Below are 25991 nucleotides of genomic sequence, written 5' to 3'. Positions count from 1 at the left end.
GTCCTGTTGTCTTAAGTTTAAGATGTCACCAGCTACATAGCAATCAGATGTAGCACACTATGCAGCATCGCATCAAACTTGTCGTATGCAGTCGATCGGTCAACCCAAGCAAAAAAGGAGGAAATTTCACATGAAGAAATTGATGTCTTTACTTGGTACACTTGCTCTAGCGTTCGCGTTCATCCTGCCAGTCAGTGCAGATGGACACGAGAACGCGATGGTCCGTGTGCTCCACGCTTCGCCTGACGCCCCTGCGGTGGACGTCTATGTCAACGGTGAAGTCGCAGTCGAAGGCGCGGAGTTCAAAGCGCTTACGGATTACTTGACACTACCGGCTGGTGACTACAACGTCGAAATCAAACCAGCAGGCGACACTGAGACAGTCGTCGTCGCAGCCGACCTTTCAATCGAAGCTGGTAAATTCTACACAGCGGCAGCGATTGGTCAACTTGCAAACATCGAGATCGCAGCGATGGAAGATGACGCCAACTTTGAAGAAGGCAAATCAAAAGTCCGCGTCGCTCACTTTGCACCTGACGCACCTGCAGTCGATGTAGCTCCAAAAGGTGGAGATCCACTCTTCTCAAACCTCGAGTTCAAAACAGTCAGTGATTACGGTACACTCGATGCTGGAACATACGATCTTGAAGTTCGCCCAGCTGGCGCGACTGACGTCGTAAAAGCACTTGATGGCGTCGCCCTCGAAGGCGGTAAAAACTATACGGCATTCGCAATCGGACTTCTTGAAGGGGAGCCTGCTTTCGAAGTACTCCTCGCAGCTGATGGTGGAGAAATGGCCGGAGCTCCTGAGACAGGTCAAGGTGGTCTCGCTCAGACAGCTTCAATGAACTGGTTGTTCGCAGCAGCAGTACTTGGTGCAGCAGCAGCTGGCTTCTACGTGTTTCGTCGTCAGAAACAAGACGCCTAAGCTACTTTTGATCGGAACGTTCTCGTTCCTCATGGTAGCACCAGTAGCGGACGCCCCGGACATGGATGCGAAACTTTCAACTGTCGGATTCGCAGACCCGCTCGTGTTGGCCGCCACTGAAATCGATCGTCAGTCCTTTCACACCGAGACGTTCGTTCCGAAACGACTGAAGATTCCGTCTATTGACGTCGATACTGTCATCCAGCCGGTCGGTAAAGACCGATACGACCGGATGGACACACCGACTGAAGCAGACGAGGTCGGCTGGTATCGTCACGGGGCGAAAGCAGGATCGAAAGGCAACGTCGTCTTATCCGGACATTTAGATGATTTACAAGGCCCGGCCATTTTCGCTAATCTTGATCAGATACGACTTGGAGAGCAGGTGACCCTCCAGCGTAACAAGCAAGTGATCGAATATGAGGTCGTGTCAGTCGAACGGTACCGGGTCGAAGATGTTCCTCTCGCCTCGATTTTCGCGGCGACACAATCGGTTCGTCTTCAACTCATCACGTGTGCGGGTCCTTACGACCCAGAGCATGGGTATCGAGACCGGATCGTCGTCACGGCGATTGTTAAAGCATAAAATGCTCTCTGCTCGGGATGGTTGTCATCCCGAGCTTTTTAATGTTTAATAAACTGTCGGACAATTGATTGAAGAAGTTGATGGGAGACTTAACTAAGCGTGCTCAAAAGAAAACACATCGCAAATACAGGGCTATTTATTATTTTCTGGTTAATCGGTTATGAAAGCACGGGGAGCGGCAGCGGCAGTTTCTTACTTGCGATCGGCATATATTTGACTTGGCAGTTCGTGTTAGGTCGTGACTCAGTGAAAGAGAAACGGGAACTGAGTAAGAAAATGAGAGAAATGCGTCTCCATAACGAGCAAGACTTGTTTTTTGAAGAGCACCGAAGATGGAATGAAAAGATGAGGGCGCGTGAACAGGCAGCCGATCAGGCGCGGCTAGGTGAATGAATCGGATATCTAAAACAAGCAACAGGTCCCGATGATTCGGGACCTGTTGCTTGTTTTAAGTCGTATTCACTATAAAGTCTGGTTCGCCTTAGGCGTCCATGCGGTCGAGCAACTTCGAGAGAAGGACCAATTCTTCGTCCGAAAAATCGCCGAACACGTCCATCAAGTACTCGATTTTCATGTGTTCGAGCGTTTCGAACAAGACACGGCCTTCCTCTGTCGCTTGAAGTTCGACGACACGACGGTCGCGATCGCTGCGTTCGCGCGAGATCAAGCCTTTTTTCGTCAACTCATCAGCAAGGGCCGTGATCATCGAGGCCGAGAATTGAAACTCATTCGACAAAGCCGAGGCGATTTGTGGACTATTTTGACAGAGCGATCGGAGGATGAAGAATTCGTTACGCGTCAAGTATTGCGAAAACATCGAGCGGAGGTTCTTTTTCACTCCGCGGTAGTTCATGCGAATCCCACGCTCAGCGTCTGCGACGAGCTGGCGACGGGATGCCGTGTGTACAGGTGTTGTCATCCTCGAAAGTCCCTTCTATAAAAAATCATTATTTGCATATATTTCAGTACATAAAAACATTCTACAACAAAAACATGAAGTCTGTAAAGTTATGATGGCTCTTCGTGGATACGCAATTCTTGAATGATTTCGTCGTAATGCTTCAAGTCCGGATAAAACCGACGGAAGAAGAATTCAATCTGTTGATCATCGCCTTCCGCGAGCAGTTTGGCGAGAACGGCATAGACGACACCCATCCCTTGACGCGGCAGCAACGAGGACGGCAGTAGCGTCGCACATTGAACGGCTCGATTGAAGTAACGATCGAGCGTATCCCTCAAATCTTGGAACGTTCGGATCTCGGCATAATGGAACATGCGCGTCAGCTCGACGATGGTCGACAAGTCGGTCTCGAGTAGCCAGTCGCTTTGGAAGATGGCGTTATCAAGCTTCTCGACGGTGACGTCGTTGGCGATATAGTAGTTCAAGTTATCGCGGGTGATCGTGACTTTCTCCGGTGACTCGACGATCCGTTCGACCGTCTCTTGTTCGAACGTGCGCAACTGTTTGCGAATATTGACGAACTCCGAGTCCGCGATCTCGAGCAGTCCGGCGACACGGCTGAAGCTGCGCTTAATCTCTGGTGGGACCGCGTTCGGGTTCTTATAACCTAAATCGTGCTCGATCTCGGCCCAGGCGTGCTGGAGGATCGAGCGGACTTGGATCTCGGCCTCTTTCTCCTCGAAACGTCGGTATTCACCGAGGGCGAGCCGTTTATCGCTCAATCCGACGACGTAATGGACGGACAGGTATCCGAACTCGTTCGGGTCGAGCAACGTCGACTTGTCGATCGACTGCTCGCGGTCGATTCGAAACTCTTCTTCAAGAATGTGGGCGACGGCGCGGACGTCATCATGAAAATAAGTGACGATCCGGATTCCGGCCAAATCTTGGACGTCACGCAGCGACCGGTACTGGTACGGCTTGCGGGACAGTTTCGCATATAGGCTCTCGGCTTCTTTCGCTCGGGCGACGATCGAGTGGAACTGGATCCCGGCATCGTCCAACAGTTCGCTCAGCAGCGACTTCAGCTTGGCGGCGAATGCCTCATAGTCCTCTTTCTCATTCATATAGTCGAGCATGATTGTGTTCATATCCTGTCTCGGCATCTCAATCACTCCTTGTCTCATTCTTCTTATTATATCATCAATGAAAACTTGATAGCACGGCGGTACTTCCCGGTTGATATGATACAATACGTCAGAGAAAAAGGGGAAGGAAGATGACTATGAAAGTGTCGCATACGTTCAAATCGCCCGAGCGCGAGAAACTTGAAATCATTTCGGGCTTGTTGCAACAGGCCGGTTACAAAGTCTCGAAGCTCAGTTCGCAATCAGAACTGTTCAGTCTGAAAGTCGGACGGGAAGGGGTGGAGACCGAAGCCGAGGAGCGACAGCGCATCCAAGGGCTTGTCGACCACTTCGAGATCGAGGGTTGGTCTTACACGATACATTGACCTCTTGTTAATAAAACGATTCGTCCAATCGGGTTTTATGACTCACTTTTCGGGAATAGTATATTATTCGATTTTAGAAAGCGAACGTTTAGGAGGATGAAAGATGTTAGAAACGAGAATTGTGCCAGATATGACTTCGGTCGACCATGAAGTGAACGGGATGGTGTCGGGCGGATGCGTCAATGAGAGCATTTACTTATTTGCCAAAGATGAAGAATTGACGATTCGACTCGCTGCCGAAGCGGGTGTCCAGCCTTACCGCATCACCGAAAAAGGCATGTGGGAATCACTCGTGTCAAAATTCACGAAAAACTCGGATGACCGCCTTGACCAACTCGAGAGCCTCGGGCTGACGAAGCAGATGGTCGAATCACTTGAAAGTGAGATTCAGGACGGTAAAATCGTTCTCGTTTGCGACAAAAGTTGAATGACCATTTTAAAACGGACCTGACAAATTTGTCAGGTCCGTTTTTTGATGTCACTTCGTATCGTAGTAGGCATCGACGATCCGGCGGAGCGACCGTTCATCCAAATCAAGCGGCTTATAGCCGGCATCGGCCAAAAGTTGCTTCGTATTTTGATCATTGAAGACGATATTACGATTCAAATAAGGATTGAACACTTTCACCATCTCATTGAACGTGTGCTCAACGTTGCTGAGCTTTGAGGATTGAGTCTCGGTGATCTTGAGATGCGGGAACGCGAGCGCCTGCTTCATGTACTCGAGCATCGTCTCGTTCCGGGGCGGGGCATCGTTCGTCACGTTGTAAATCGTGTTCGGGCGGGCGTGCTCGATGGCGGCGAGCAACACATCGGCCACGTAATCGACCGGGACGAGGTTAGACGTACCGGTCTCCGAGCCGAGCAGACGGATCGGTTCGGCCGGGGCACCTCGACGCTCGAGGCGGCGCTTGAACACCTCGAGGGCGCGCATGTAACCGTACATTGTGAACTTCGAGTCGGCTTCCCCGGTTTTCGAGTCGCCGACGATGATGGCCGGCCGGAAAATGGAGACGGCGAGGTCGTGTCGGGCCGCCCAGACTTCGCGTTCGGCATGGGCCTTGCTCTCCTCATACGGATTATGGAACGGCTGGTCCGTCGCATATAGCGTCTCATCGCCTGCTTCACGAGCCCCGAGCGTGTAGGCCGTACTGACATGGAAGAAGCGGGGGCAGTGCAACGCCTTCGTCAAAGCGAGGGCCTGTCTCGTCCCCGTCAAGTTCGTATCGAACAGCTCCTCGCGCAATTCTTCGTCGAATTTGACGAGCGCCGCCATGTGGAGCACCAAATCGAATTGATCAACGTTTGATTGGATAAACGCCTCGTCCGCTCCAAGGAGCGGAGCCGTCAAATCACCGGCGAGCACGTCGATCGAACGAAGTTCACTCTTCGTAAACATCGCCGTCACTTTCTGTGGCGTTCGGGCCAAGACGCAAAGTCGATGTCCTCGGGCAATCAGTTCGCGGGCGAGCCGCCCTCCTAAAAATCCGGTCGCACCGGTCATAAAAATATTCACAGCGTTCTTCCTCTCTGTTCAGTCTCTACCCATCATACCAAGCGTTACGAGAATGAGCCACTTCGAACTCAGATTTTTATAGCAGCATCAACGGTCTACGCGGTCCGCCGCGAGTAAAACAAACGCGCGAGCAGGACAGCGCTCTTCCTTCCCGAGGAGCGTGCTCATCGATGTCAAGACGCTAAAATCGAAAGAATAGGGGTTTAACTTTTTAAAAAGTAGGTTATGACTTAAGGAGAAGCGTACGTATGGTACGTCATGACAGTGATGACCTGTCAAATAAATTAAGTGAGGTTTTTAAGAATCATGGCAAATCTATTCGGAACTGATAAGGACGGCAATAGGAAGAAGCAAGAAGAGATTGAAAAAACGGTCCAAGAGAAAGGGATTACGCAAATCCACATGTATTTCTCTGACGTGATCGGAGACTTGAAGCTGTTGACTCTTTCTGCAAAGCTGTTGCCGGAAGTTTTTGAAGGGAAGACGATGTTCGACGGCTCGTCAATCGCCGGTTTTTCTTCTATCAAAAACTCAGACCTATTCTTGAGACCGGATTTAGATCGACCACGCTACGAACAAGACGGTGACGAGAGCATACTCGCTTTCTTCTGTGACGTCTGCACACCAGACGGCGAACGTTACGAGTTCGACCCGCGCAACGTGTTGAAAGACGCGTTAGAGCGCGCTGCCCGTGACGGTTACTCCATCTTCGTAGGGGCCGAACCAGAATTCTTCATCTTTGACGAAAACGGCGAGTTTTATGACGAGGCCGGTTACTTCTCGACACGTTCAGAAGATAAAGGCTACGAAGTACGTCAACATATCGCCAACCGCTTGAGCGAGGTCGGCTTCAACATCGAAGCGGTCCACCACGAGGTCGCACCGGCCCAACACGAGATCGGTATCAAGTACGACACCGCCTTGCATACGGCGGACAACATCCAGTTCTTCAAGGAAGTCGTCCAGCTCGCGGCACAGGAAAAAGGGGCTAAAGTATCGTTCTTGCCAAAACCGCTCCGTGACGTCAACGGATCAGGGATGCACTTGAACATCTCGGTCTGGAACAACGACAAAGACGGCAACCCGGTCGATAACGCCTTTGAAGAGCCGGAGTCTGACTACGGTCTCTCGCACACGGCCCGCCACTTCATCGAAGGGATCTTGAAGCATGCCCGGGCGACGGCCATCTTCACGAACCCGCTCCCGGAATCATATGAGCGCCTCGTCCCAGGGTTCGAGGCACCGGTCAACATTTGTTGGAGCCCGTCGAACCGTAGCTCGATGATCCGCATCCCAGCTTCACGCGGCAGCGCGACACGCGTCGAGGTCCGTAACCCAGACCCGAGCGCGAACCCGTACTTGGCACTTGCGGCGCTCATCTACGCCGGTCTTGAAGGGATCGAGCACAAGATCGAGCCGTCGGCACCGAACGAGGACGACTTGTTCGAGTACTCGGCGAAACAGATCGAGAGCCAAGGCATCTCGTCGCTCCCGGCGACGTTCCATGAGTCGATCCAAGCATTGAAGCAAGACCGTTTCCACGACTACTTCAACCACGACATGATCGACCGTTACTTGTCGCTCATCCAAGTCCGTAAGTAATCCGATAAATAATAAAACGCCATTCCTCGCGCGAGGAATGGCGTTTTTTTGACTTAATGGATACCGCGCATATACTTTTTGATGACCGGGGCCAGCGCGAACAAGATCATGCTGAGCACGATCGCCACTCCGCCGATGATCCCGAAGTAGAGCATCTCGTTCTCTGGCGAGTAGAACCGGACGAGCTGGGCGTTGATCCCTTGTGCCGCCGCGTTCGACAAGAACCACAGCGACATCGTCTGGGCCGAGAAGGCGGCCGGGGCGAGTTTCGTCGTCGCCGACAGACCGACCGGAGACAGACTGAGCTCACCGAGGACGATGATGAAGTAACTGAGGACGAGCCAGAGCGGGTTGACGAGCGTGTCCGGTCCACCGAAGTAGGCCGGCAGCAAGATCACGAGGAAGCTCAAACCGGCGAACAAGATCCCGAAAGCGAACTTCGTCGGGATGCTCGGCTCACGATCACCGAGCCGCACCCATAGCCACGCGAACACGGGAGCGAGCATGATGATGAACAACGGATTCAACGACTGGAACCAGGCCGGTGACAGCGTGAATCCTAAAAATTCAAGATCGGTCCGCTTATCGGCATAGCTTGCCAAAATCGTCGCGCCCTGTTCTTGAATCGCCCAGAACATGACCGAGGCGATGAAGAGCGGGATATAGGCGATGATGCGTGATCGCTCGACTTCTGTCGTTTTCGGGCTTCGGTACATGACGATGAAGTAGATCGTCGGGATGGCGATCCCGAACACACCGACGAGTCCGATGAACGTGTTGATCGTGAACAAGCCTTGCGGGATCAAAATCGCGAGCAGACCACCGATAAGGATGACGGCCAATGTTGTGTATTTGATCGCATTCTTCTTTTCAGACGCCGTCAACGGGTTCGGCACGTAAGACCCGGCGAGGCCGAGGTTGCCTTTTTTCGTGAGGAGGAAGACGACGAGACCGATGAACATCCCGACCGCAGCCAGGGCGAAGCCCCAATGGAAGCCGTAGCTCTTTTGAACGCCACCGACGATCAAAGGCGAGATGAAGGCACCGAGGTTGATCCCCATGTAGAAGATACTGAACCCGGCGTCACGGCGACGGTCCGTCTCGTGATACAAGTCACCGACGATGCTTGAGACGTTCGGTTTCAACAGACCCGTACCGATGACGATCAATCCCATTGAAATGAACAAGAACGTGAGACTGCCTGGGATCGACAAGACGATATGACCGAGCATGATGAACACACCACCGAAAAATACGGCCCGGGACGTCCCGAAGACGCGGTCGGCGAGCCATCCCCCGATGACTCCTGACATGTAGACGAGCGCGCCGTACACGGACATGATTGACAAGGCGACCTTCTGGTCGAGACCGAGACCGCCTTCCGATACCTCGTAATACATGTAGAAGACGAGGATGGCCCGCATCCCGTAATACGAGAAGCGCTCCCAAAATTCAGTGAAGAACAACGTGAACAAGCCTTTCGGCTGTCCGAAAAATCCTTTTTGTGGCACACTGTCCACAATTTTCTGTTTATCGATCCTTTCCATGAAAGATCCCTCCTTGACCGTATTATCATAAGAAGAATCATTATGTTTGTAAAGGAAAAATAAAGGTGAAGTTCAAATTTTAACAGATTTGAAACGAAACAAAAATCCACCTAAACCAAGTTGTTTTAGGTGGATTGAACAATTAAGCGGTCTTTTGCCTGGCTTCTTCAGCGCTAACATATTTTCCGAGACGCCAATAGATGAGACCCGACAAACAACTTGCCGCCCCGACAAGGATGAGGGCGATGTGCCCGGCGCGTTGGTCGAGGAACAGGCTGGCCATGAGCGGTGCGGTCACGCCGCCGATCAACCATTGGATGCTGGCGGCCCCGTTATAGGCACCGCGCATGTTCTCGGGGGCGATCATGGCGATGAACGTCTGTTGGACGGGCGACATGATCATCTCGCCGAGCGTATAGAACGCGTATACGGCGAGCAGGATACCGACGAGGACGAGGTACGGGGTACCGAGCGTATAGAGGAGCCGCGGCACGACCGCAATCAACATCATCCCGATCCCGAAAATCGTCGCCCCGACCAGCATGACGTTGCCGAACGGTTTGCGCCCGAGTTTTGAGGCGATCGGGAATTGGAACAAGACGACCATGATGCCGTTCAAGGCGAGCAGATAGGCGAACGGGTTCTCGCGGTCGGTGAACGACGGCATCGACTCTTTCAAGAACAGCGGCAACATGCTCTCGACCAGCGAGAAGCCCATCGAGATGAAGACGCCGGCGAAGATGAAGACGAGAAAGACTTTGTCGTTGTAAAAGACGCGCAAGACGTCACGGTTCGACGGTGTGTCCTGCCCGGTCGTCTCAGGGAGCGACTCGCGGATGAAGCGTCCGAGAACGAGCGCATACAAGGCAAAGACGAACGCTGCCGTGAAGAAGATGTACTGTCTGTCGATGAACAAGACGGCACTCCCGAGAAGGGGACCGAACGCCGCGCCGATGTTATGCCCCATCCGTAGCAGACCGAACGCCTCGTTCATCTGTTCCGGCTCGGTCACGTCGGCGACCATCGCGCTCGCTGCCGGGTGGAACAGCGAGTTCGTCAAGCCGAGCATCGCGTTCAAGAGCAGGAGCGGCCAAAACGTTTCCGCGAAAGCGAAACCGATGAGGGCGACCGCATCACCGAGGATGGCGGTCATCATGACCGGTTTTCGGCCGTACAGGTCGGCCAGACGACCGCCGACGACCGAGCCGATGAGCGCCATGATCGGTCCGGTCGCCAAGATGACGCCGACTTGGACGTAGCTGTCGAGCTTGTCGCTGTAATAGAGGACGAGGAACGGGGCGATCATGAACATCATGACACCGGTGATCGTCTCGCCGAGGAAGCGAATCCAAATGTTACGGTCGAGCCGTTTGAGTGATTGAATCATGCGTTTCACCTGCTTCTACAAAATAAAAGGGACGAAGGATGCACGGAGGCATACTCGTCCCTACTTGCTTATGTACGCCTCGGAAGACAGGCGGGTGACTACAGTTCATGAAACGGAAGACCCCGACCTGTCAGTATGAAATTGGATACGATGTGGCTGCGTCATGACTGACATGGCGGGTCCTCCTTTCTGTAAGTTTACTCTTCTTTTCAACTGTATGACAGATTATTGAAATGTGTCAACATATTTTGACTTGCGTCATAACAGTTCATTTAAATTCTTTCGGGTGAGCCGATAATCGATCAACCGGGACAAGACGACTTGAATCATCGCGGTCACGGGTACGCTGATGAACATCCCGACGAGGCCGAACAGGCTCCCCCCGATGATGATCGATGTGATGACCCAGAACGGGGTGATCCCGACGCTGTCGCCGAGAATTTTCGGCCCGAGCCAAAGTCCGTCGAACTGTTGCAGCAAGAAAATGAACAACAAGACGAGCAGGGCCGTGAACGGGTCGTAGAAGTAGGTGATGATGAACGCCGGGATCATCCCTAAGAGCGGTCCGACGTATGGGATGAAGTTCAGCACCCCGATGATGACACCGAGCAAGAGCGCGTAAGGTGCACCGATGATCAAGAGCCCGATGACAGCCATCACGCCGATGATGAGACAGTCGAGCGACTTTCCGATGATGTAGCGTTTAAAGATATAGTCCATCTCTTGGAAGATGTCGATCGTCGTCTTCGCCGAAGCGACCGGGAACATCGCATACAGCAGACGCTTGAACATCCGGGCGAACACTTCCTTGTCTTTCAACAAGTAGATCGAGATGACGATCCCGATCAGCAAGTTGATCAACGTCATCGTGAAGCTCGATACGTAACCGACCGAAGACACGACGGCCGTCTCGACCCATCCGGAATACCGTTCCTCGAACCGATTGAAGTCGATGGCCTGGGCAAGCGTCGCATTATACTCCTCGACATACGTTTTCAGCTGCCCGAGAAAGCCGTCGATTTGGCGAATGTAAAACGGGAGCTCCTCGATGAGAGAGGCGACACTCGAATAGATGCGTGGGAACAGCGTCACCGCTGACACGACGAGGATCCCAATGAACGTGACGTAGACGATCAACAAGCCTTGATAACGCTTCAAGTGGAACCGCTCTTCTATATAGGATAGGACGGTGTTGAGGAGCAGCGCGATGGCAATCCCCATTATGATCGGCGTCAACAGCTGAAACGCATACTGCAGGACCCGAGAAATCGTGTCCGGCTCGCTGATGACTTTCCATAGGACGAGCAGGATCAGTCCGATCACGCTCAACTTCCATATTAACTGACGGTTTAGTTCCAATGGTCTATCCCCTCATGCTGTAAATTTTGCAGAATAACGTTCACCTTTTACTATGAACGTTTTTTTACCGGGATTCAATAGCGGTAAGGAATTTTTGAAATAAGGATTGACAAGGTTGGTAACGTTTGGTTTACTAAATGACATATTACAGAAATTATCAATTGCATATAAAAACACTTTCTATCAAGAGAAGCGGAGGGACTGGCCCGATGAAGCTTCAGCAACAGATTGTTTCAATACTGTGCTAATTCCAGCAAGGTGACCTTGAGAGATGGAAAGGTGGTTGTTTGAATACGTCCGTATCTCGACACCCCTTTCCGCGGAAAGGGGTGTTTTTGCATAGGAGGACTATTCATGACAGACAGACGCTCGAAGCTACTTAAAACGTTACCACCCCAGCATTTCGTCGGACTCGCCGCCGAAGTCGCCGCACTCGAGCGTTCAGGCCGCGACGTCATCCGGCTCGGCCAAGGGACGCCCGACTTGCCGACACCGGCCTCGATCTGCGAGGCGCTGCAGACGGCCCTGCTCGACCCGGCGACGCACCAATACGGACCGTTCCGGGGACAGACGCGCCTGAAGCAAGCGGTCGCGACATTCTACCAGACCGAATACGGCGTCGCGCTCGATGCCGAGACCGAAGTGGCCATCTTGATCGGCAGCAAGTCGGGACTCATCACGCTCCCGCAATGTGTGCTCGAACCAGGTGACGGCATGTTGCTACCGAACCCGGGCTATCCGGACTACATCTCGGGGGCACGTCTCGCCGGAGCGGTCGTCCACGACCTCGTCCTCCGGGAAGAGAACGGCTATCTTCCTGATTACGAGACGCTCGATCCGCAGGGGGCGCGACTCATGTATTTGAACTACCCGAGCAATCCGACCGGCGCCGTCGCGTCGCCCGCGTTCTTTGACGACACGGTCCGGTTCGCGAATAAGCATGACCTCATGGTCGTCCACGACTTCGCCTACGGCAGCATCGGTTTCGACGGTCACGTCCCGCCGAGCTTCCTGCAGGCGCCGGGTGCGAAAGACATCGGCATCGAGGTGTATACGATGTCGAAGGCGTTCAACATGTCCGGCTGGCGGGTCGCTTTCGCCGTCGGCAACCGCGACATCATCGAGGCGATCAACACGTACCAGGACCACGTCCATGTGAGCGTGTTCTCGGCCATCCAAGAGGCGGCCATCGCCGCGCTCGAGTCACCGCGTTCGCTCCGGGACGACTTGTCACGGTTGTATGAGGCCCGCCGCGACCGGCTCGTCGACGGGTTACGTCAGGCCGGATGGGACATCACGGCCCCGAGTGGCTCGTTCTTCGTCTGGGCGAAAGTGCCGGACGGGGACGCCAAATCGTTCTCCCATAAGCTGCTCCACGAGGCAGGGGTCGCCGTGACGCCGGGCTATTTCTTCGGCTCAGAAGGCGAGCGGTACGTCCGGTTCGGGCTCGTCTCCGCCGAGCCGAAGATCGACGAGGCCGTCGAGCGGATCGAGAAACTGTTTGCGACGTATGAAGAGGTCCGGGCATGATCCGCCAAGCCGTGCTCGAGTACGACCATGCGGATGACGCGCTCGAGCGGCTCGATGAATTGATCGATGGCCGTCGTGCTCACGTGCTGCGCGGACAGAACGGTTTTGACGTCGTCAAGCGCGTCCTGCCAGCGATCACTGCCTATCCGACATCGCTGTTCGGCGGCGAATGCACGGACGCTGAGGTCGAACGGCTCCGTTTGAAAAATGTGGACGTCCTCATTGCCATCGGTGGGGGTAAGCTCGTCGACACGGCGAAACTCGTCGCTTACCGGCAAGGTGTCCCGCTGATCGTCATCCCGACGCTCGCCTCGAACTGTGCCGCCTTCACGCCGCTCAGCGTCATCTATGACGAGCAAGGGGCATACGTCCGCTACGACGTGTTCCGCGTCGTCATCGAGCGGGTCATCGTCGACGCAAGGGTCGTGACCGACTCGCCGTACGACTACTTCCGGGCCGGCGTCATCGACACGGTCGCCAAGTTTTACGAGGCCCGCTATTTGAGCGGCGACAGTTCGCCTGACGCCGGCGTCAACACCGGTCTCGCCTTGGCCGAGCAATGCGGCCGGCTCGTCGAACTCGACTTGAGTGAGTCCAGTTTCACCGCGTATGGGCCAGAGACCCGGTTCGCGGTCGATCACATCCTCGCCGTCGGCGGCGCCGTCGGTGGTTTCGGGGACGCCGGGACACGCGTTGCCGTCGCCCACGCCGTTCACAACGCGCTCAGCCGCTTCGAGTCGACCCACCCGTTCTTACATGGCGACAAGGTCGGATTCGGCCTCCTTGTCCAAGAACGGTTGCGTGGCTCGTCTGACGCCCCATATTTAGAGGCGTGGCTCGCCAGGATCGGCGCGCCGACGTCACTTGAGACGCTCGGACTCGTGCCGGCCGACATACCGCAACTGGTCGACGCGGTCCGGGTCGAGACCGAGTTGCAACGTTCACCCGTAACGCTCGATATTGACTATTTGAAAATAATTTTTGAAAATTTAGTATTTTCTGTTTACAAATAAAAGAATTAAAAGTAAGATGATAACAATTAAATAAGACCGATAGCTTATCAAGAGTGGTGGAGGGACTGGCCCTATGAAACCCGGCAACCAGATCGTAATGATCATGGTGCTAATTCCAACAGACGAAACGTCTGGGAGATGAGCGTGTCCGACTGTCTTTGACTTGTCGTGCCCGCCACTCTTTATGAGTAGCGGGCTTTTATTTTGGAGGAGGAATCATTCATGAACATCAAACAGAAAACAGTACTCGCAGGAACATCTCTACTCGCGGCCATCGCCTTGTCGGCGTGCGGCCAATCGGACGCGAGCGAATCGCTCAGCACAGAAGCCCTCACGATCGGCGTGACGGGTGGGCCGCACCAGCAGATCGCCGAGAAAGTAAAAGAACTCGCGGCCGAGGATGGCCTCGAGCTCGACATCAAGGTGTTCAACGACTACAACACGCCGAACACCGCACTCGACGAAGGCAGTCTCGACGTGAACAGTTACCAGACGCTGTCGTTCCTCGAGCTGCAGAAGGCGGACAAAGGCTATAAGATCGACGACGTGTTCAAGACGGTCGCTTTCCCGATGGGGCTCTATTCGGACAAGCTGACGGACATCAAGGAGTTGAAGGAGGGCGATAAAGTCGCCGTCCCGAACGACCCGGCGAACGAACTTCGGGCGCTGCGCCTGTATGAGACGGCCGGACTCATCACCTTGAAAGAAGGATTGACGGACAAGGCGACGAAACGTGACATCGCCGAGAACCCGCTCAACCTCGAATTCATCGAGCTCGAGGCGTCACAGCTCCCGACCCAGCTCCCGGAAGTCGCGCTCGCGGCCATCAACACGAACTTCGCGATGGGTGCCGGCCTATCGATCAATGAGGACGCGTTGTTCCATGAAGACACGGTCGACAACCCGTACCCGAACTACGTCGTCGTCCGTACCGACAACAAAGACGATGAAGTCGTCGAGACACTCAAATCTTACTACCACTCGGACGAGGTCCGGACGTTCATCGAAGAGACGTTCGACGGCTCGATCGTCCCGGCGTTTTAAGGAGGCACTATGATCGCACTCAAACAGATCTCAAAAACGTTCACGGTGAACAAAGGGACCGTCACGGCACTCGACGACGTCTCGCTGACGATTGAAAAAGGTGAGATCTTCGGCATCATCGGACGGAGCGGCGCCGGCAAGAGCACGCTAATCCGCATGATCAATCTGCTCGAACGGCCGACGTCAGGTCAAGTCGAGATCGAGGGACAAGACATCACGACGCTCGACAAAAAAGGGTTATCAAAGCTCCGTCACCGCATCGGGATGATCTTCCAGCACTATAACCTGCTGAAGACGGCGACCGTCGAAGACAACGTCGCCATCCCGCTCCGCCTAGAAGGACTCGATAAACGCTCGATCAGCGAGCGGGTCGACAAGTATCTCAATATCGTCGGACTGACCGATCACCGTAAACATTACCCGGAGCAACTCTCCGGCGGCCAGAAACAGCGCGTCGCCATCGCCCGGGCCTTGGCGCACGAGCCGGACATCCTGCTCAGTGACGAGGCGACGAGCGCGCTCGACCCGGAGACGACCGAGTCGATCCTCGATCTGTTGCTCGAGATCAACCGCGAGCTCGGTCTGACGATTTTCTTGATCACCCATGAGATGGAAGTCATCGAGCGCATCTGTGACCGGGTCGCCGTCATCGACGCCGGCAAGATCGTCGAAGAAGGCGACGTCCTCGACGTCTTCTCGGACCCGCAGCATCCGACGACGCGCCGCTTCTTGAAAGCGAACCTCGACGTCCCGAAAGAAGTCGTCGACGTGTTGAGCTCGCACGGGACGCTCGTCAACTTGTCGTTCATCGGTCACCAGACCGAACAGGCCGTCCTCGCCGAGCTGACGAAACGGTTCGGCCTGCTGCCGAACATCATCGGGGGCGGGATCAAAAAGCTGAAAGGCGGTCTCGTCGGCAACTTGCTCGTCCATCTCGACGGGGACCGGGCACAGACCGACCAAGCCGTCCGCTACCTTGAAGCGAGCGGCGTCAAAGTAAAGGAGGTGACGAACCATGCTGCAGTTTTGGGAAAAATGGGGTGACTTGATTTGGACGGGCACGATCCAGACGCTGACGATGACCGGCATCGCGCTCGTCATCTCGACACTGATCGGCTTGCCGCTCGGGACGCTCCTCGTCTTGACGCGGCCGAATGGACGGCTCGCGAACCGTTACTTTTACGGGGCATTGTCGAGCGTGATCAACGTCGTCCGCTCGATCCCGTTCATCATTCTGCTATTCTTCATCTTGCCGTTCACCCGTTTCATCATGGGGACGACGATCGGCGTCCAAGGCGTGCTGTTGCCGCTCATCGTCTTCACGGCGCCATACATCGCCCGTTTGATGGAGTCGGCACTGCTCGAAGTCGATCGCGGCGTCGTCGAGGCGTACGAGGCGATGGGCATCTCGACGCGTAAGATCATCTGGTACGTATTGATCCGTGAGGCGCGGTCGTCGATCGTGCTCGGTCTGACGATCGCGACGATCGGTCTGATCGGTGCGACGGCGATGGCGGGTCTCGTCGGTGCGGGCGGACTCGGAGATATCGCCTATCAGTACGGGCATCTCCGGTTCGAGCCGGAAGTCATGTACGTGACGATCTTCGTCTTGATCCTGCTCGTGCAGTCGATCCAATCGTTCGGCAACCGCTTGGCGGCCCGGCTAAAGAAAGCCTGACAAAAGAGCGTCGCAAAATTTGCGGCGCTCTTACTGTTTGTCTAATAGTCGTTTCAAGTCGGCGATCCGGTTATGCCGGGGGATGAACGTCCGGATCTCTTTCTCGCTGAACCCGATCTGGATCCGGTTGTCATCGACGACGATCGGACTCTTCAAGATCTGCGGATGCGTCGCGACAAAACTGTACAGTTCGCGGAGCGACATCTCGTCGAGCTGGTCGGCCGCTTGTTTGTAGACACTTTTTTGGACAGACAAGAGATCGGTCGTCCCGTTTTCGGTGAGCCGGAGCATCTCCTTGAACTCGGTGAACGACATTCCTTGGTCGGTCAATTTCTTCTCGATGAACGGGATATTCTGTTCGCGTAACCAATCGAGCGTCTTGCGGGAAGAACTGCAGCTTGTATGCGTGAATACGGTGACCGTCACGACAACCACTTCTCCTTTTCCTAAGGTTGGATTACTTTATTGTCTCTCGATTATACGGGTTCGGCGTAGAATATGTTTCAAATCACATATACTTTTTTCGAAATCGTCGGAACGATTCGTTTCAAGCGAGTTCGGGTACATGACGAGAGAGACAACAAACAAGGAGGGGCTTACATGTTTGATTATACGGTGAAGACGGATCAGTCGGTCGAAGCAGTGGTCGAGAAGTTGAAAGCGACGCTCAAGGACGAAGCGTTCGGCGTGCTGTGGGATTTCGACTTGAGTGATACGCTCAAAGAGAAAGGTGAAGCCATCGACGGGGACTATCGTATCCTCGAAGTGTGCAACCCGAAAGAGGCCAAGAAAGTCATCACGGCGCACCGTGAGGGCGGCTACTTCCTGCCGTGCAAGCTCGCCGTCTTCACGAAAGACGGGGCGACCCACGTCGGCATGCCGAAACCGACGAAACTGATCGAATTGATCGAGGACGAGTCGCTCCAGTCCATCGCACTGGATGTCGAGACGAGACTGACACGCGCCATCGATAACAGCATCTAATCGATTCATCGCACCCGTCCAATTTCATGGGCGGGTTTTTCATACCCTCTCCAAAGTAATATAATGGTAAAATTGGAGATAATAAAATTCAAGGGGCGGATAATTTGAAAAAGTTAGTCGGTTTACTTGTAATATCCACGAGCTTGTTGGCCGGGTGTGGTGAAGAGAAACAAGACGTCGTGAACTTGTCGTATGTCGACGCCCATTGGACCGTCAGCAAATATTCACTAGAACAACCAGTGGTGCTCGAATCGGCCGGTGAGACGCTCGCGGCCTGCACTGGGGACTTGACGACCGAGTTGAAGGGCGACCTGACTGTGTTCGATACGGTCGTGGCGAGCCGCCATCCGATGACGGACACGGGTTGGGAATATGGATTTAAAGCCGTGACATACATACAAGGGGACGAAAATTATGCGATGTGTCGGGATATGGCCTCACCACATTATTCAGTGGAAATGGTCGATGCATTCCCGGAGTTCGTCGATTTGACTGCGGGTCATTCGATTCGGCACTATCCGTCTGTCCGTCCAGCAGACGAAGCCGCTCGCCTCGCCGTGCAAAATGCTGATGAATTGACAGAGGCCGGGAATGAAATCGAGCCGTTTCCCGATACGGTCATGGCGTTTTCTCCTGCGATCCACGGAGAGATCGAATTGACCGTCGGGGATCGGCCGAGCCAATTCCCTTTGTTCGCGTTCGAACCGATGATGGCGGATGTGGAAGATGTCAAATTAGCCATTGGCTATGATTCGCGTGACGCCAAACCATACGTGTTATTACTACTTGCTGACCTTTACGTTTCGGTCAGTCCGTTACATACAATCAATGATCCAACGAAAGAAGAACCGACGTATGACGACCTCGTCGTCAAGAGACTCCCGCTTGACACGGAACTCGTGCCGAATAAGACCTATCCGTTATATGAGTTCAGTTACACCCGCGACGGAGAAGCGGTGACCGAGACAGCAAGCATCACATATCGTGCCGCAAAGCTGTTGTCCACTGATGAACGAAAGACGCTCGAGACACATCCTAACGAGGAGTATATGCCGATTGTGACCGGGCCGCTCGTGTATCTCCATCAGGAACCGTTTGACAACGAATCGACAGTATCCTATCCCGCTGTGTTGCGTGCGGCCGGCAACGAGATGGATGATCTGATTCAAGCAATCGATTCCGCCGAGCCGACGAAACGTGTAGGCGATCAGGGCGACTATCCGCTTCTAACGATCGTCGACGGGCTCAAAGGTCAGGAATTCAAGGTGACTTATAAACAGCGATCGAAGAAACTGGATATCTACGTGACGGACCAATCTACTGAGGAAACGTATAAACTGACGAGCGAAGGGGCGGAGACGTTCTTGTCCTACTTCCCCGACTTGAAGAAGAAACCGAAGAATTGAGGTGAACTGATGAAAAAGTTCGGATTAGGAATCTGTCTATCGCTATTCGTTTTGGCTGCAGGATGCGCCCGGGACCAAGAAGTAGTCCGATATGATGTTGTCGAGGCCCATTGGACGGCAGAGCACATCACACATGACCTTGAAGTGCAGGCAATCAAGGCCAAGGACATGTTGACCTATTGTGAACAAGGCGAGTTACTCAACGATATCGAGGAGGACCATCTATCCTTACTTGGCGTGACGTTTGCAAGCCGAATGCCTTTCACTGAGCCCGATACTGAAACATACGCCTTCAATGAGACATCGTTCGTCGAAGGTGATGCCGTTTACGCGCTGTGTAAGTCGGACCACGTTGAGGGATATCGGGCGGTCAAGCTGGATGCAAGACCGGAGTTTTTGAAAGACGAGACCGCACGCGAGATCTCGTTGCTACCTAGCGTAGTAAGCGGGACAGAAGAAATTCGGGAAAGGTTATCACGGGAAGAAGCGATCCATCCTTACGGGCAAGACCTGACCATTCGTCCATTCTTGGATAGTCTTTATACGATCTTGCCCGGTTTCAACGGGTCCATCGAGTTTGGAATCGGGGACGACGGGGTCTTCACACCGTATTTAAATTTTGCTCCTTACGTGGTCAGGGAGGACACTCATGTGGCGCTAGGATATGGCACGAAGACGAAGACGCCATACATGTTAATGTCGGATGACGGGATTCACTATGGACAGTATTCGTTGAACGATGGCGAATTACTGGACGGAGTCGACAACTTAAATGTCCGGACGCTTCTTGAAGGCGGTACGCTCGAACCGCTCGAACCGTTTCCGTTATACGAATTAACCTACGAGTCAAACGGTCAAAAGATGACGAAGACGATCTCGATCCGATTCAAACCGAATCCATTCATCACGGAGCCGACCGATACCGATGCCGTCTCGATCGGTTATGTCCATAAATACCCGTACCATCCCAGTGTCCCGTTTTACTATCCGGACGCGGTCAGCATCGAGGGGCAAGGCTATGAACGATTGACCGAGGCGCTCGAGACGGGGACACCTTCGACCAAGAATGGGGAAGCAGGAGAGTACATGTATTTGACGCTGCTGAAAGGAAATCGTGGTCAACAGTTCGAGTTGAGTTACCACAAACGTTCGCAGAAAGTTGATGTCTTTGTGAAAGATATGAACACGGACGAACAGTTCAAGTTGTCGAGTGAAGGTGCGAAAATATTCCATGAACTTTTTCCCAGTGCAGTGGAGTAAGCAGAGCGTTTGGTTTGATGAGACTTCGGCTGCAGCGACGATTGGCGGTGTCGATGAATCCGCCAGACGCGCGCAACTGACCGAAGAATCGACAACTATGTAGAAGCAAATCTTTTTACAAGATCAGCACCGTCAGTTTCACGAAAAGGTCCGAATGGGACTCCTGTAAACGAGGAGTTCTTTTTTTGCGATTCATTGTCTGATAACCTGTGATGAAGTTGGTAAATACTTCAAACTCAAGATATTGACTTACTATTAAAAACGGCGCTAGTCAGGACTTTTGTCACAAGTTACACTTGAATTCGATTGTACTAACAAAGGAAAAATGTCCTAAAATAACTCAAATTATAAAGGTGGGAATTATCGGAATGATTGAAACAAGAGATGTCAGCCTATCGTCACCAGACGTGCTTCGCGCCATCGAAGCGAACATGGCGATGATTCGATTTGACCGCCAGCGCCGTGTCGTCGATGTGAACGACGCCTTCGCCAAGGCGATGAAATACAAACGCGATGAGATGGTCGGGATGCAGCACCATCTGTTCTGTACGCCGAGCTTCGTCAACAGTACGGACTATCAAGCGTTTTGGAACAAGTTGTTCGACGGGTTCAGCTCGGCCGACAAGATCGAGCGCGTCGACGCCCGGGGCGACTCGATTTGGCTCGAGGCGACGTATATGCCAATCTATGAGGGGGATGACGTCATCGGTGTCGTCAAGATCGCCTCGGACATCACCGAGCGGCAACAGACGATCGAACGATACGCCCGCACGTTCCGTGATATGGCCGAGAATCTTGATGACCGGGCCCGCCGTGGCATGGAGGAGAGCCTACATTTGAAGCAGACGATCGAGCGGCTCGAGTCGGACGCATCGGTAAACTTGAAGACGCTCGGCAACCTTCAAGACCAAGCGGCAGAGATCACGAAAATCGCCAGCACGATCAAAGAGATCGCGGCCCAGACGAACCTGTTGTCACTGAACGCCGCCATCGAGGCGGCGCGGGCAGGTGAACACGGCCTCGGCTTCAACGTCGTCGCGACCGAGGTCCGTAATTTGTCTCGTCTCGTCGAGCGCGCCGTCATCGAGGTCAGGGCCAACACCGAGGGGATGAACAAAGAGCTCGCCTCGATCGTCGACGGCGTCTCACGATCGAACGAAGACATTCATGCGAGTGTCAACATCATGGAAGCGACGCTCGAACGCTTCGGGAAGATCGAGCAGTCGGCCCAGTCATTGAACGGGACGGCCGAACAGTTCACTTCGGCGATCTGACGAAAAAACCAATTGAAGGAACCGCCACCGTCGTCGGTGGCGAGTCCGCTCAATTGGTTTTTTTGACGACGAGCGTATGGCCGTATTGTTTCAACCAGGCCATCGCACCATCGACGTCCGGATAAACAGAGGATAAAGTCGACCAAAACAATTTGGAATGGTCGAAATGGACGAGATGCGTCCATTCATGGGCGATGACGTAATCCATCACCTCAACCGGCGCGAGCATGAGCCGGACGTTGATCGAGATCGTCCCGCGCGAGCTGCACGAGCCCCAGCGCGTCTTTTGATGGCCGATGCGGATGCGCGCGGCGCTCACCCCGAGCAGACGTTCATAGTGGGGCGCCCGCCCGGTGACATAAGTGAGCGCCTCGTCGCGGAGCCACGCCTCGTAGGCAGCCCCTATCCTAGACTCGTCCCACCGGTCCGGGCACCGGAAAGCTGTACCGTCGTAGTCGAAGGCGTCAACGGTGTTCGTGCGCACGAGCGACACGGTCTCACCTCGATAACGGAGCCGGTCGTTCGGCAATGACGGGGCTTTAGGTAATGCCGCGAGCCGGTCTTCGATCCAGTCCGCATGCTGTTTTAAGATCGTCTCGACGACCCGGTTCGACAGTCGGGCCGGGATGCGGAGCTCGATCCCTTCGGCCGTTATGTAGAAAGCCGCTTTCTTCCGCCGTTTATGGCGGATAATGCGTACGCTCATCGTTGTCACCTCCAAACACTGTTCTCGGTCGATTATAGCCGACGTCTCGAAAATCCGCCACGCTTTTGACGACCAGTGGCTTCAATTTTTGTTACAGTAGGGACAGGAGGGATCACTATGAAATCAATCTTACATCAACCGCTTGACCGAGTCGGCACCGACTCGGTGAAATGGGACGGCCTCGAGCGCTGGTTCCATGTGAAGTCTGACGTACTGCCGCTCTGGGTGGCCGATATCGATATCCGGACGGCACCTTCGATCTCGGAAGCGCTCGCGGCGCGTGCGGCGACCGGAGAGTTCGGCTATACGATGTTCGCGAAAGAAGCCCAGGAAGCCGTCAGCTCTTGGTACGGACGGAGACACGGACTCGACATCACCCCCGAACATGTATTGTTCTCGAGCGGGGTCGTGCCCGGACTGACCCACATCGTCGAGGCGTTGACGAAGGAAGGGGACGGGATCGTCATCCAATCACCGGTCTATCCACCATTCCATGAACTCGTGACCGGATTGAAACGCGTTGTGCGTGACGCCCCGCTCAAACAAGTCGATGGCAAGTATGAGATGGATTTTGACGCCCTCGAACACGCAATGCGACAGGCGAAACTGTTTTTGCTCTGTTCACCGCATAATCCGGTCGGTCGCGTCTGGACAGAGTCCGAGCTCGCGCGCGTCGTCGAGTTGGCGAGAACGTACGACGTCATCATCGTCGCCGACGAGATCCATGCCGATTTGACGTATCCGTCGCAGCATCATACGGCGATCAACCGACTCGACGACCGGGTCATCACGGTGAGCGCCCCGTCGAAGGCGTTCAACATCGCCGGCCTGTTCGCGTCGTACATCATCTGTCCGGATGACGCCTGGCGCAAACGGATCATCCAAGTCCAAAACAAACACCACGTCCTACCGACACCGTTCGCCAATACGGCCATCATCGCCGCCTACACAGACGTCCGGGCGGAACGATGGCTCGACCAGCTGACGGCCGAGCTCGAGGAACAAGCCACCTATGTCGTCGAGCGCCTGAATGCCGAGTTACCCCGGCTGACGTGCTTCATGCCGGAGGCGAGTTACTTGTTATGGATCGATTTCGCCGCGCTCGGCCTTGAGCCCGAAGCTCGGAAGAAATGGCTCCACGAGGAGGTGCGGGTCTTCTTGTCACCGGGTGTTCCGTTCGGGGCGTCGGCGTCGACGTTCGAGCGTCTCAACTTCGGTACATCCCGGACGATCGTTGACGAGGCGCTCGGACGGATCAAGACCCATTCCGATGGAAAAGCGTTTGTATGAAACGAGAAACGGGAAAAATTTCAGAACGAGTCAGTCAAGATGACGTGGCGACAGAAAGCGAGTGAGGCAGATGGAGACGATCAATTGGAAGAAGAAGATGGAGGAGCAGCTGAGGCGTAGCGGGTTTACGCTAGAGGTTGAGAATATGGCCAACATCGGAATGACGGAGATCCACGCGTCCTCGTCGCCGTTGATCTCTTATCCGCTCCGCATCCGGCTGTATGTGCGCATGGGCTGGCTCATGTGTACCGTCGATGCGACGACGGTCGACCGGAGCGAGGACCACCCGTTGTTCGAGCGGATGATCGCAGCGGTGTTCGAACGGATCGTCCGGCACCTCTACCACGCCTACGACTTCCACGTCTTGACCTATATCGGAAACACCGGCAACTATATCGCCCCGAAAGACTCGGATACGGGGGAAATCGTCCGATTGCTCGCCCAAATCTGGAACGACCGCTCGTACTTGCATCTCGAGACGTATGAGGAGTTCCCGGCGCTGTACGTGACACCTCCTTGGGCGCATCAGGCGTACGCCATCGAGAGCACTGATGACGAGTGGATCATCTATGCGGGGCGCAGCGGCCGTCAAGCGACCGACTACCGGGCCGATGGGGTCGAATTGCGCCCCCACCGTCTCGCCGAAGGGGACCTGTTCTTTCCGGTCGACCGGATCTCGAAACAGCACGGACCGTTGGCGCTCGCCGAATGGCTCCGGCTCGAGCGCAGGGAAGTCGAAGACTTCATGCTCGCGTTCATGCGAACGATCCGGAAGTTTGACCCGTCGTTCGGGTTCGCCTGGGGCGGGACGGACACGTTCTTTCACGGCGTACCGGTCGAACCGTACGCCCAAGTGCTTCGGCTCGAGAGCGGGAAGCGCCGTTATCGGGTCATGAACAACTCGGCGAAGCGGTTGTTCGCGGTCGCCGACGACCCGGTCGTCTGTCTGAAAGAAGTCGAGCAGACGTTGCGCACGGTCCGTTTGCCCGAGAACCGGGTCTCGGCCCTCGGACAGCTCGTCATGGGAGTGTGGCAGCAGTTCGAGTCCGATGAGTCGACCTACATTCAAGAAGTCGCTTATCGCGGCATCTCCAAGTTTCAAATCGAAGAGAAGATCGGCCACGCGCTCTCGAACCAGCAACGGATCCGCTGGGTCGAGAAGACAGACTCTCACCAGTCGATCATCGAGTACGCCCATCTTCGGATCTCGTTCCCGAAACGTCCTCCCGGTATCGTCACAGTCGAACCGATCGAATCCACTTATGAAAGAGGTGCTCTATGAGAATCGTCGATGCACGCGCCATGTCAATCAGCCACGAAGACTTGATCGCCGTCACTGAGTCGTCTGTGTACTACCGTGAGAAGACGGGGGAGACGAGCTTTTCCATCTTTCGGTACGATGAAGCGGATGGCACCATCACGCAAATGAATCGCCGCGTCTTCGAAGACTATGGCCTATCAAAACTGTTCATCAGCACCGACCGTGTCTACTTTTTGAACGAGACCCCGGACCGGACCGGGGTCGTGAGCACGGAACTGATTGCGTTCGACTACCGTACAGGTGATGAAGAAGTGTTGACGACGTTCGAGAAACGGGGCAACAGCACGTTATATTGGGTGCTCGCCGACCGTTACTTCCTCTTTTTGACGAGTTATGACACGACAGACGAAGCGTGGTTGTTCGACGCCGAGACGTCCCGCGAAGAACGCATCCGTGACGAGCGGCTCGTCGGACATGCCGGGCGCTTCCGTGAACTGTATTTGTTCACGACGGAGCTCGAAGGCGTGTCTTACATCGTATGTAACGCACGGTTGGACGAGTTTGATTACTATGACGCGCTCGAATCGGGACGCATCTCACCCGATGACCCGATCGACCATTCCGAAGCGATTCTCATCTGTCCGCTCGACGAAGCGGTCGAGGCCGTTTGGTCGAAAGCGGACGAGATCCCGTTCGATGATTTGATCCGGTTGCAAGGGGAGGGGGACACGGTCCAGTATCTCGGGGAGCGTGACAAAAAACTCCGGTTTGCGGCGTTCATCGACGCAGCCAATGAGGAGACGGTGTACGAACTGGCGGCACCGGACGTTCTGCACGAGCTCGCCGTCGTCGACTGGGGTGCCTATGAGCCGATCGATTTCACGTATGACGACGTCAGTTCGACCATCTTCATCAAGGTCGAAGAATCGATGGAGCATACCGAGTTGATCGATGCGACGACCGGGGCGAGATTTTTGGACACGGCACCGTTCGAACGGGTGCTCGACGCGAACTACTTCATCCACGAATCGGCCGATGGGCGCAACGGCGGGGTCAGCATCTTCAACTTGGAGGCGAACGAGCGACAGGCGTTCGAAGACGCCTATTATACGGTACTCGACGAGACGATCGTCATCTTGTCGACGAAACAACTGTAAAAGCACGGCCCTCTACGAATCGAGGGCCGTGCTTTTACAGTATGGTTTA

Annotated in this window: 26 protein-coding genes and 2 riboswitches; of the genes, 18 read left to right on the top strand and 8 right to left on the bottom strand. The window is 54.5% G+C overall.

Annotation, left to right across the window (positions count from 1 at the left end; genetic code table 11):
• The first annotated feature begins 130 nt into the window (after positions 1-130).
• The 3 genes from EVJ22_RS00385 to EVJ22_RS00375 all read left to right on the top strand — a co-directional run bounded on the left by EVJ22_RS00385 (position 131) and on the right by EVJ22_RS00375 (position 1907).
• Positions 131-928 carry a DUF4397 domain-containing protein gene (locus tag EVJ22_RS00385; protein ID WP_131442857.1) on the top strand — a complete coding sequence of 266 codons (798 nt, stop codon included), beginning with the start codon at positions 131-133 and terminating at the stop codon, positions 926-928.
• Positions 876-1514 carry a class F sortase gene (locus tag EVJ22_RS00380; protein ID WP_233589545.1) on the top strand — a complete coding sequence of 213 codons (639 nt, stop codon included), beginning with the start codon at positions 876-878 and terminating at the stop codon, positions 1512-1514. Before EVJ22_RS00385 ends, EVJ22_RS00380 begins: the two co-directional genes overlap by 53 nt.
• 99 nt (positions 1515-1613) lie before the next feature.
• The gene (locus tag EVJ22_RS00375) at positions 1614-1907 is read left to right on the top strand and encodes a hypothetical protein (protein ID WP_071397556.1); all 294 of its coding nucleotides are present in this window, start codon (positions 1614-1616) and stop codon (positions 1905-1907) included.
• Between the two features lie 88 nt (positions 1908-1995).
• On the opposite strand, the gene EVJ22_RS00370 is transcribed toward EVJ22_RS00375, so the two are convergent.
• Complete coding sequence (locus EVJ22_RS00370; protein WP_071397555.1) at positions 1996-2433, bottom strand: MarR family winged helix-turn-helix transcriptional regulator; 438 nt, start codon at positions 2431-2433, stop codon at positions 1996-1998.
• An 89-nt stretch (positions 2434-2522) separates the two neighbouring features.
• Positions 2523-3566: a GTP pyrophosphokinase gene (locus tag EVJ22_RS00365; protein ID WP_233589544.1), complete on the bottom strand. Its 1044-nt coding sequence runs from the start codon at positions 3564-3566 to the stop codon at positions 2523-2525.
• A gap of 128 nt (positions 3567-3694) precedes the next feature.
• Between EVJ22_RS00365 and EVJ22_RS00360 the strand changes: the two genes are divergently transcribed.
• Together EVJ22_RS00360 and EVJ22_RS00355 are read left to right on the top strand one after the other, a co-directional pair.
• Positions 3695-3928, top strand: coding sequence for a hypothetical protein (locus EVJ22_RS00360; protein ID WP_131442855.1), 234 nt, complete (start codon positions 3695-3697; stop codon positions 3926-3928).
• Positions 3929-4031: 103 nt separating this feature from the next.
• On the top strand, positions 4032-4355 hold the full coding sequence (locus tag EVJ22_RS00355; RefSeq protein ID WP_035386614.1) for a YflT domain-containing protein: 324 nt from the start codon (positions 4032-4034) through the stop codon (positions 4353-4355).
• 51 nt (positions 4356-4406) lie between these two features.
• Here EVJ22_RS00355 and EVJ22_RS00350 read toward each other — a convergent pair whose 3' ends face one another.
• Entirely contained in the window at positions 4407-5444 is a 1038-nt protein-coding gene (locus tag EVJ22_RS00350) for an SDR family oxidoreductase (RefSeq protein WP_070327226.1), read from the bottom strand.
• A gap of 306 nt (positions 5445-5750) precedes the next feature.
• Between EVJ22_RS00350 and EVJ22_RS00345 the strand changes: the two genes are divergently transcribed.
• Positions 5751-7046, top strand: a complete 1296-nt coding sequence (locus tag EVJ22_RS00345) for a glutamine synthetase family protein (protein WP_131440764.1) — start codon at positions 5751-5753, stop codon at positions 7044-7046.
• 53 nt (positions 7047-7099) lie between these two features.
• Here the strand turns inward: EVJ22_RS00345 and EVJ22_RS00340 are convergent, their stop codons facing one another.
• The 3 genes from EVJ22_RS00340 to EVJ22_RS00330 form a co-directional block, all read right to left on the bottom strand.
• A complete protein-coding gene (locus tag EVJ22_RS00340; protein WP_131442853.1) occupies positions 7100-8593 on the bottom strand; it encodes a peptide MFS transporter in 1494 nt (497 codons plus the stop codon).
• A gap of 142 nt (positions 8594-8735) precedes the next feature.
• Positions 8736-9980, bottom strand: coding sequence for an MDR family MFS transporter (locus tag EVJ22_RS00335; protein WP_131442851.1), 1245 nt, complete (start codon positions 9978-9980; stop codon positions 8736-8738).
• Between the two features lie 258 nt (positions 9981-10238).
• Positions 10239-11339 (bottom strand): AI-2E family transporter, encoded by a 1101-nt coding sequence (locus EVJ22_RS00330; protein WP_131442849.1) that lies wholly within the window; start codon positions 11337-11339, stop codon positions 10239-10241.
• 177 nt (positions 11340-11516) lie between these two features.
• Positions 11517-11617: riboswitch (SAM riboswitch) on the top strand.
• 76 nt (positions 11618-11693) lie between these two features.
• On the opposite strand from EVJ22_RS00330, the gene EVJ22_RS00325 reads away from it, so the two are divergent.
• From EVJ22_RS00325 to EVJ22_RS00305, 5 genes are all read left to right on the top strand, one after another.
• A complete protein-coding gene (locus tag EVJ22_RS00325) occupies positions 11694-12869 on the top strand; it encodes an aminotransferase class I/II-fold pyridoxal phosphate-dependent enzyme (protein ID WP_071397548.1) in 1176 nt (391 codons plus the stop codon).
• Positions 12866-13882: an iron-containing alcohol dehydrogenase family protein gene (locus EVJ22_RS00320; protein WP_071397547.1), complete on the top strand. Its 1017-nt coding sequence runs from the start codon at positions 12866-12868 to the stop codon at positions 13880-13882. Before EVJ22_RS00325 ends, EVJ22_RS00320 begins: the two co-directional genes overlap by 4 nt.
• Positions 13883-13923: 41 nt before the next feature.
• Positions 13924-14027: riboswitch (SAM riboswitch) on the top strand.
• Positions 14028-14104: 77 nt separating this feature from the next.
• Positions 14105-14926 carry a MetQ/NlpA family ABC transporter substrate-binding protein gene (locus tag EVJ22_RS00315; RefSeq protein WP_131442847.1) on the top strand — a complete coding sequence of 274 codons (822 nt, stop codon included), beginning with the start codon at positions 14105-14107 and terminating at the stop codon, positions 14924-14926.
• A 9-nt stretch (positions 14927-14935) separates the two neighbouring features.
• Positions 14936-15970, top strand: a complete 1035-nt coding sequence (locus tag EVJ22_RS00310; RefSeq protein ID WP_131442846.1) for a methionine ABC transporter ATP-binding protein — start codon at positions 14936-14938, stop codon at positions 15968-15970.
• Positions 15942-16604: a methionine ABC transporter permease gene (locus EVJ22_RS00305; protein ID WP_131442844.1), complete on the top strand. Its 663-nt coding sequence runs from the start codon at positions 15942-15944 to the stop codon at positions 16602-16604. Before EVJ22_RS00310 ends, EVJ22_RS00305 begins: the two co-directional genes overlap by 29 nt.
• A 30-nt stretch (positions 16605-16634) precedes the next feature.
• Here the strand turns inward: EVJ22_RS00305 and EVJ22_RS00300 are convergent, their stop codons facing one another.
• A complete protein-coding gene (locus tag EVJ22_RS00300; protein ID WP_070327923.1) occupies positions 16635-17030 on the bottom strand; it encodes a Spx/MgsR family RNA polymerase-binding regulatory protein in 396 nt (131 codons plus the stop codon).
• Positions 17031-17204: 174 nt separating this feature from the next.
• On the opposite strand from EVJ22_RS00300, the gene EVJ22_RS00295 reads away from it, so the two are divergent.
• The 4 genes from EVJ22_RS00295 to EVJ22_RS00280 all read left to right on the top strand — a co-directional run bounded on the left by EVJ22_RS00295 (position 17205) and on the right by EVJ22_RS00280 (position 21528).
• Positions 17205-17588: a DUF302 domain-containing protein gene (locus tag EVJ22_RS00295; protein ID WP_070327234.1), complete on the top strand. Its 384-nt coding sequence runs from the start codon at positions 17205-17207 to the stop codon at positions 17586-17588.
• 104 nt (positions 17589-17692) lie between these two features.
• Positions 17693-18994: a hypothetical protein gene (locus tag EVJ22_RS00290; RefSeq protein ID WP_071397544.1), complete on the top strand. Its 1302-nt coding sequence runs from the start codon at positions 17693-17695 to the stop codon at positions 18992-18994.
• A gap of 9 nt (positions 18995-19003) precedes the next feature.
• A complete protein-coding gene (locus tag EVJ22_RS00285; RefSeq protein WP_131442842.1) occupies positions 19004-20254 on the top strand; it encodes a hypothetical protein in 1251 nt (416 codons plus the stop codon).
• 368 nt (positions 20255-20622) lie between these two features.
• Positions 20623-21528: a methyl-accepting chemotaxis protein gene (locus EVJ22_RS00280; protein ID WP_173647365.1), complete on the top strand. Its 906-nt coding sequence runs from the start codon at positions 20623-20625 to the stop codon at positions 21526-21528.
• A 49-nt stretch (positions 21529-21577) separates the two neighbouring features.
• On the opposite strand, the gene EVJ22_RS00275 is transcribed toward EVJ22_RS00280, so the two are convergent.
• Positions 21578-22234 (bottom strand): M48 family metallopeptidase, encoded by a 657-nt coding sequence (locus tag EVJ22_RS00275; RefSeq protein WP_131442840.1) that lies wholly within the window; start codon positions 22232-22234, stop codon positions 21578-21580.
• A gap of 117 nt (positions 22235-22351) precedes the next feature.
• Here EVJ22_RS00275 and EVJ22_RS00270 point away from each other — a divergent pair, with 117 nt between their 5' ends.
• The 3 genes from EVJ22_RS00270 (at position 22352) to EVJ22_RS00260 (ending at position 25942) form a co-directional block, all read left to right on the top strand.
• Entirely contained in the window at positions 22352-23524 is a 1173-nt protein-coding gene (locus EVJ22_RS00270) for a MalY/PatB family protein (RefSeq protein ID WP_131442838.1), read from the top strand.
• Positions 23525-23594: 70 nt separating this feature from the next.
• Entirely contained in the window at positions 23595-24806 is a 1212-nt protein-coding gene (locus tag EVJ22_RS00265) for a hypothetical protein (RefSeq protein WP_071397540.1), read from the top strand.
• Positions 24803-25942, top strand: coding sequence for a hypothetical protein (locus EVJ22_RS00260; protein WP_071397539.1), 1140 nt, complete (start codon positions 24803-24805; stop codon positions 25940-25942). Before EVJ22_RS00265 ends, EVJ22_RS00260 begins: the two co-directional genes overlap by 4 nt.
• Positions 25943-25991 lie beyond the last annotated feature (49 nt).

This window comes from Exiguobacterium sp. SH0S7 (assembly GCF_004337195.1).
GTDB classification, from domain to species: domain Bacteria; phylum Bacillota; class Bacilli; order Exiguobacteriales; family Exiguobacteriaceae; genus Exiguobacterium; species Exiguobacterium aurantiacum_A.
Note: the sequence above shows the minus strand (reverse complement) of the source record. Positions and strands in the feature narration are given on the sequence as shown.

Coding starts and splice junctions, on each gene's coding strand:
- EVJ22_RS00285 (WP_131442842.1), top strand. CDS start 19,004: ATGAAAAAGTTCGGATTAGGAATCTGTCTATCGCTATTCGTTTTGGCT.
- EVJ22_RS00310 (WP_131442846.1), top strand. CDS start 14,936: ATGATCGCACTCAAACAGATCTCAAAAACGTTCACGGTGAACAAAGGG.
- EVJ22_RS00280 (WP_173647365.1), top strand. CDS start 20,623: ATGATTGAAACAAGAGATGTCAGCCTATCGTCACCAGACGTGCTTCGC.
- EVJ22_RS00270 (WP_131442838.1), top strand. CDS start 22,352: ATGAAATCAATCTTACATCAACCGCTTGACCGAGTCGGCACCGACTCG.
- EVJ22_RS00275 (WP_131442840.1), bottom strand. CDS start 22,234: ATGAGCGTACGCATTATCCGCCATAAACGGCGGAAGAAAGCGGCTTTC.
- EVJ22_RS00345 (WP_131440764.1), top strand. CDS start 5,751: ATGGCAAATCTATTCGGAACTGATAAGGACGGCAATAGGAAGAAGCAA.
- EVJ22_RS00370 (WP_071397555.1), bottom strand. CDS start 2,433: ATGACAACACCTGTACACACGGCATCCCGTCGCCAGCTCGTCGCAGAC.
- EVJ22_RS00335 (WP_131442851.1), bottom strand. CDS start 9,980: ATGATTCAATCACTCAAACGGCTCGACCGTAACATTTGGATTCGCTTC.
- EVJ22_RS00315 (WP_131442847.1), top strand. CDS start 14,105: ATGAACATCAAACAGAAAACAGTACTCGCAGGAACATCTCTACTCGCG.
- EVJ22_RS00385 (WP_131442857.1), top strand. CDS start 131: ATGAAGAAATTGATGTCTTTACTTGGTACACTTGCTCTAGCGTTCGCG.
- EVJ22_RS00325 (WP_071397548.1), top strand. CDS start 11,694: ATGACAGACAGACGCTCGAAGCTACTTAAAACGTTACCACCCCAGCAT.
- EVJ22_RS00355 (WP_035386614.1), top strand. CDS start 4,032: ATGTTAGAAACGAGAATTGTGCCAGATATGACTTCGGTCGACCATGAA.
- EVJ22_RS00340 (WP_131442853.1), bottom strand. CDS start 8,593: ATGGAAAGGATCGATAAACAGAAAATTGTGGACAGTGTGCCACAAAAA.
- EVJ22_RS00260 (WP_071397539.1), top strand. CDS start 24,803: ATGAGAATCGTCGATGCACGCGCCATGTCAATCAGCCACGAAGACTTG.
- EVJ22_RS00265 (WP_071397540.1), top strand. CDS start 23,595: ATGGAGACGATCAATTGGAAGAAGAAGATGGAGGAGCAGCTGAGGCGT.
- EVJ22_RS00360 (WP_131442855.1), top strand. CDS start 3,695: ATGACTATGAAAGTGTCGCATACGTTCAAATCGCCCGAGCGCGAGAAA.
- EVJ22_RS00295 (WP_070327234.1), top strand. CDS start 17,205: ATGTTTGATTATACGGTGAAGACGGATCAGTCGGTCGAAGCAGTGGTC.
- EVJ22_RS00365 (WP_233589544.1), bottom strand. CDS start 3,566: ATGAACACAATCATGCTCGACTATATGAATGAGAAAGAGGACTATGAG.
- EVJ22_RS00320 (WP_071397547.1), top strand. CDS start 12,866: ATGATCCGCCAAGCCGTGCTCGAGTACGACCATGCGGATGACGCGCTC.
- EVJ22_RS00305 (WP_131442844.1), top strand. CDS start 15,942: ATGCTGCAGTTTTGGGAAAAATGGGGTGACTTGATTTGGACGGGCACG.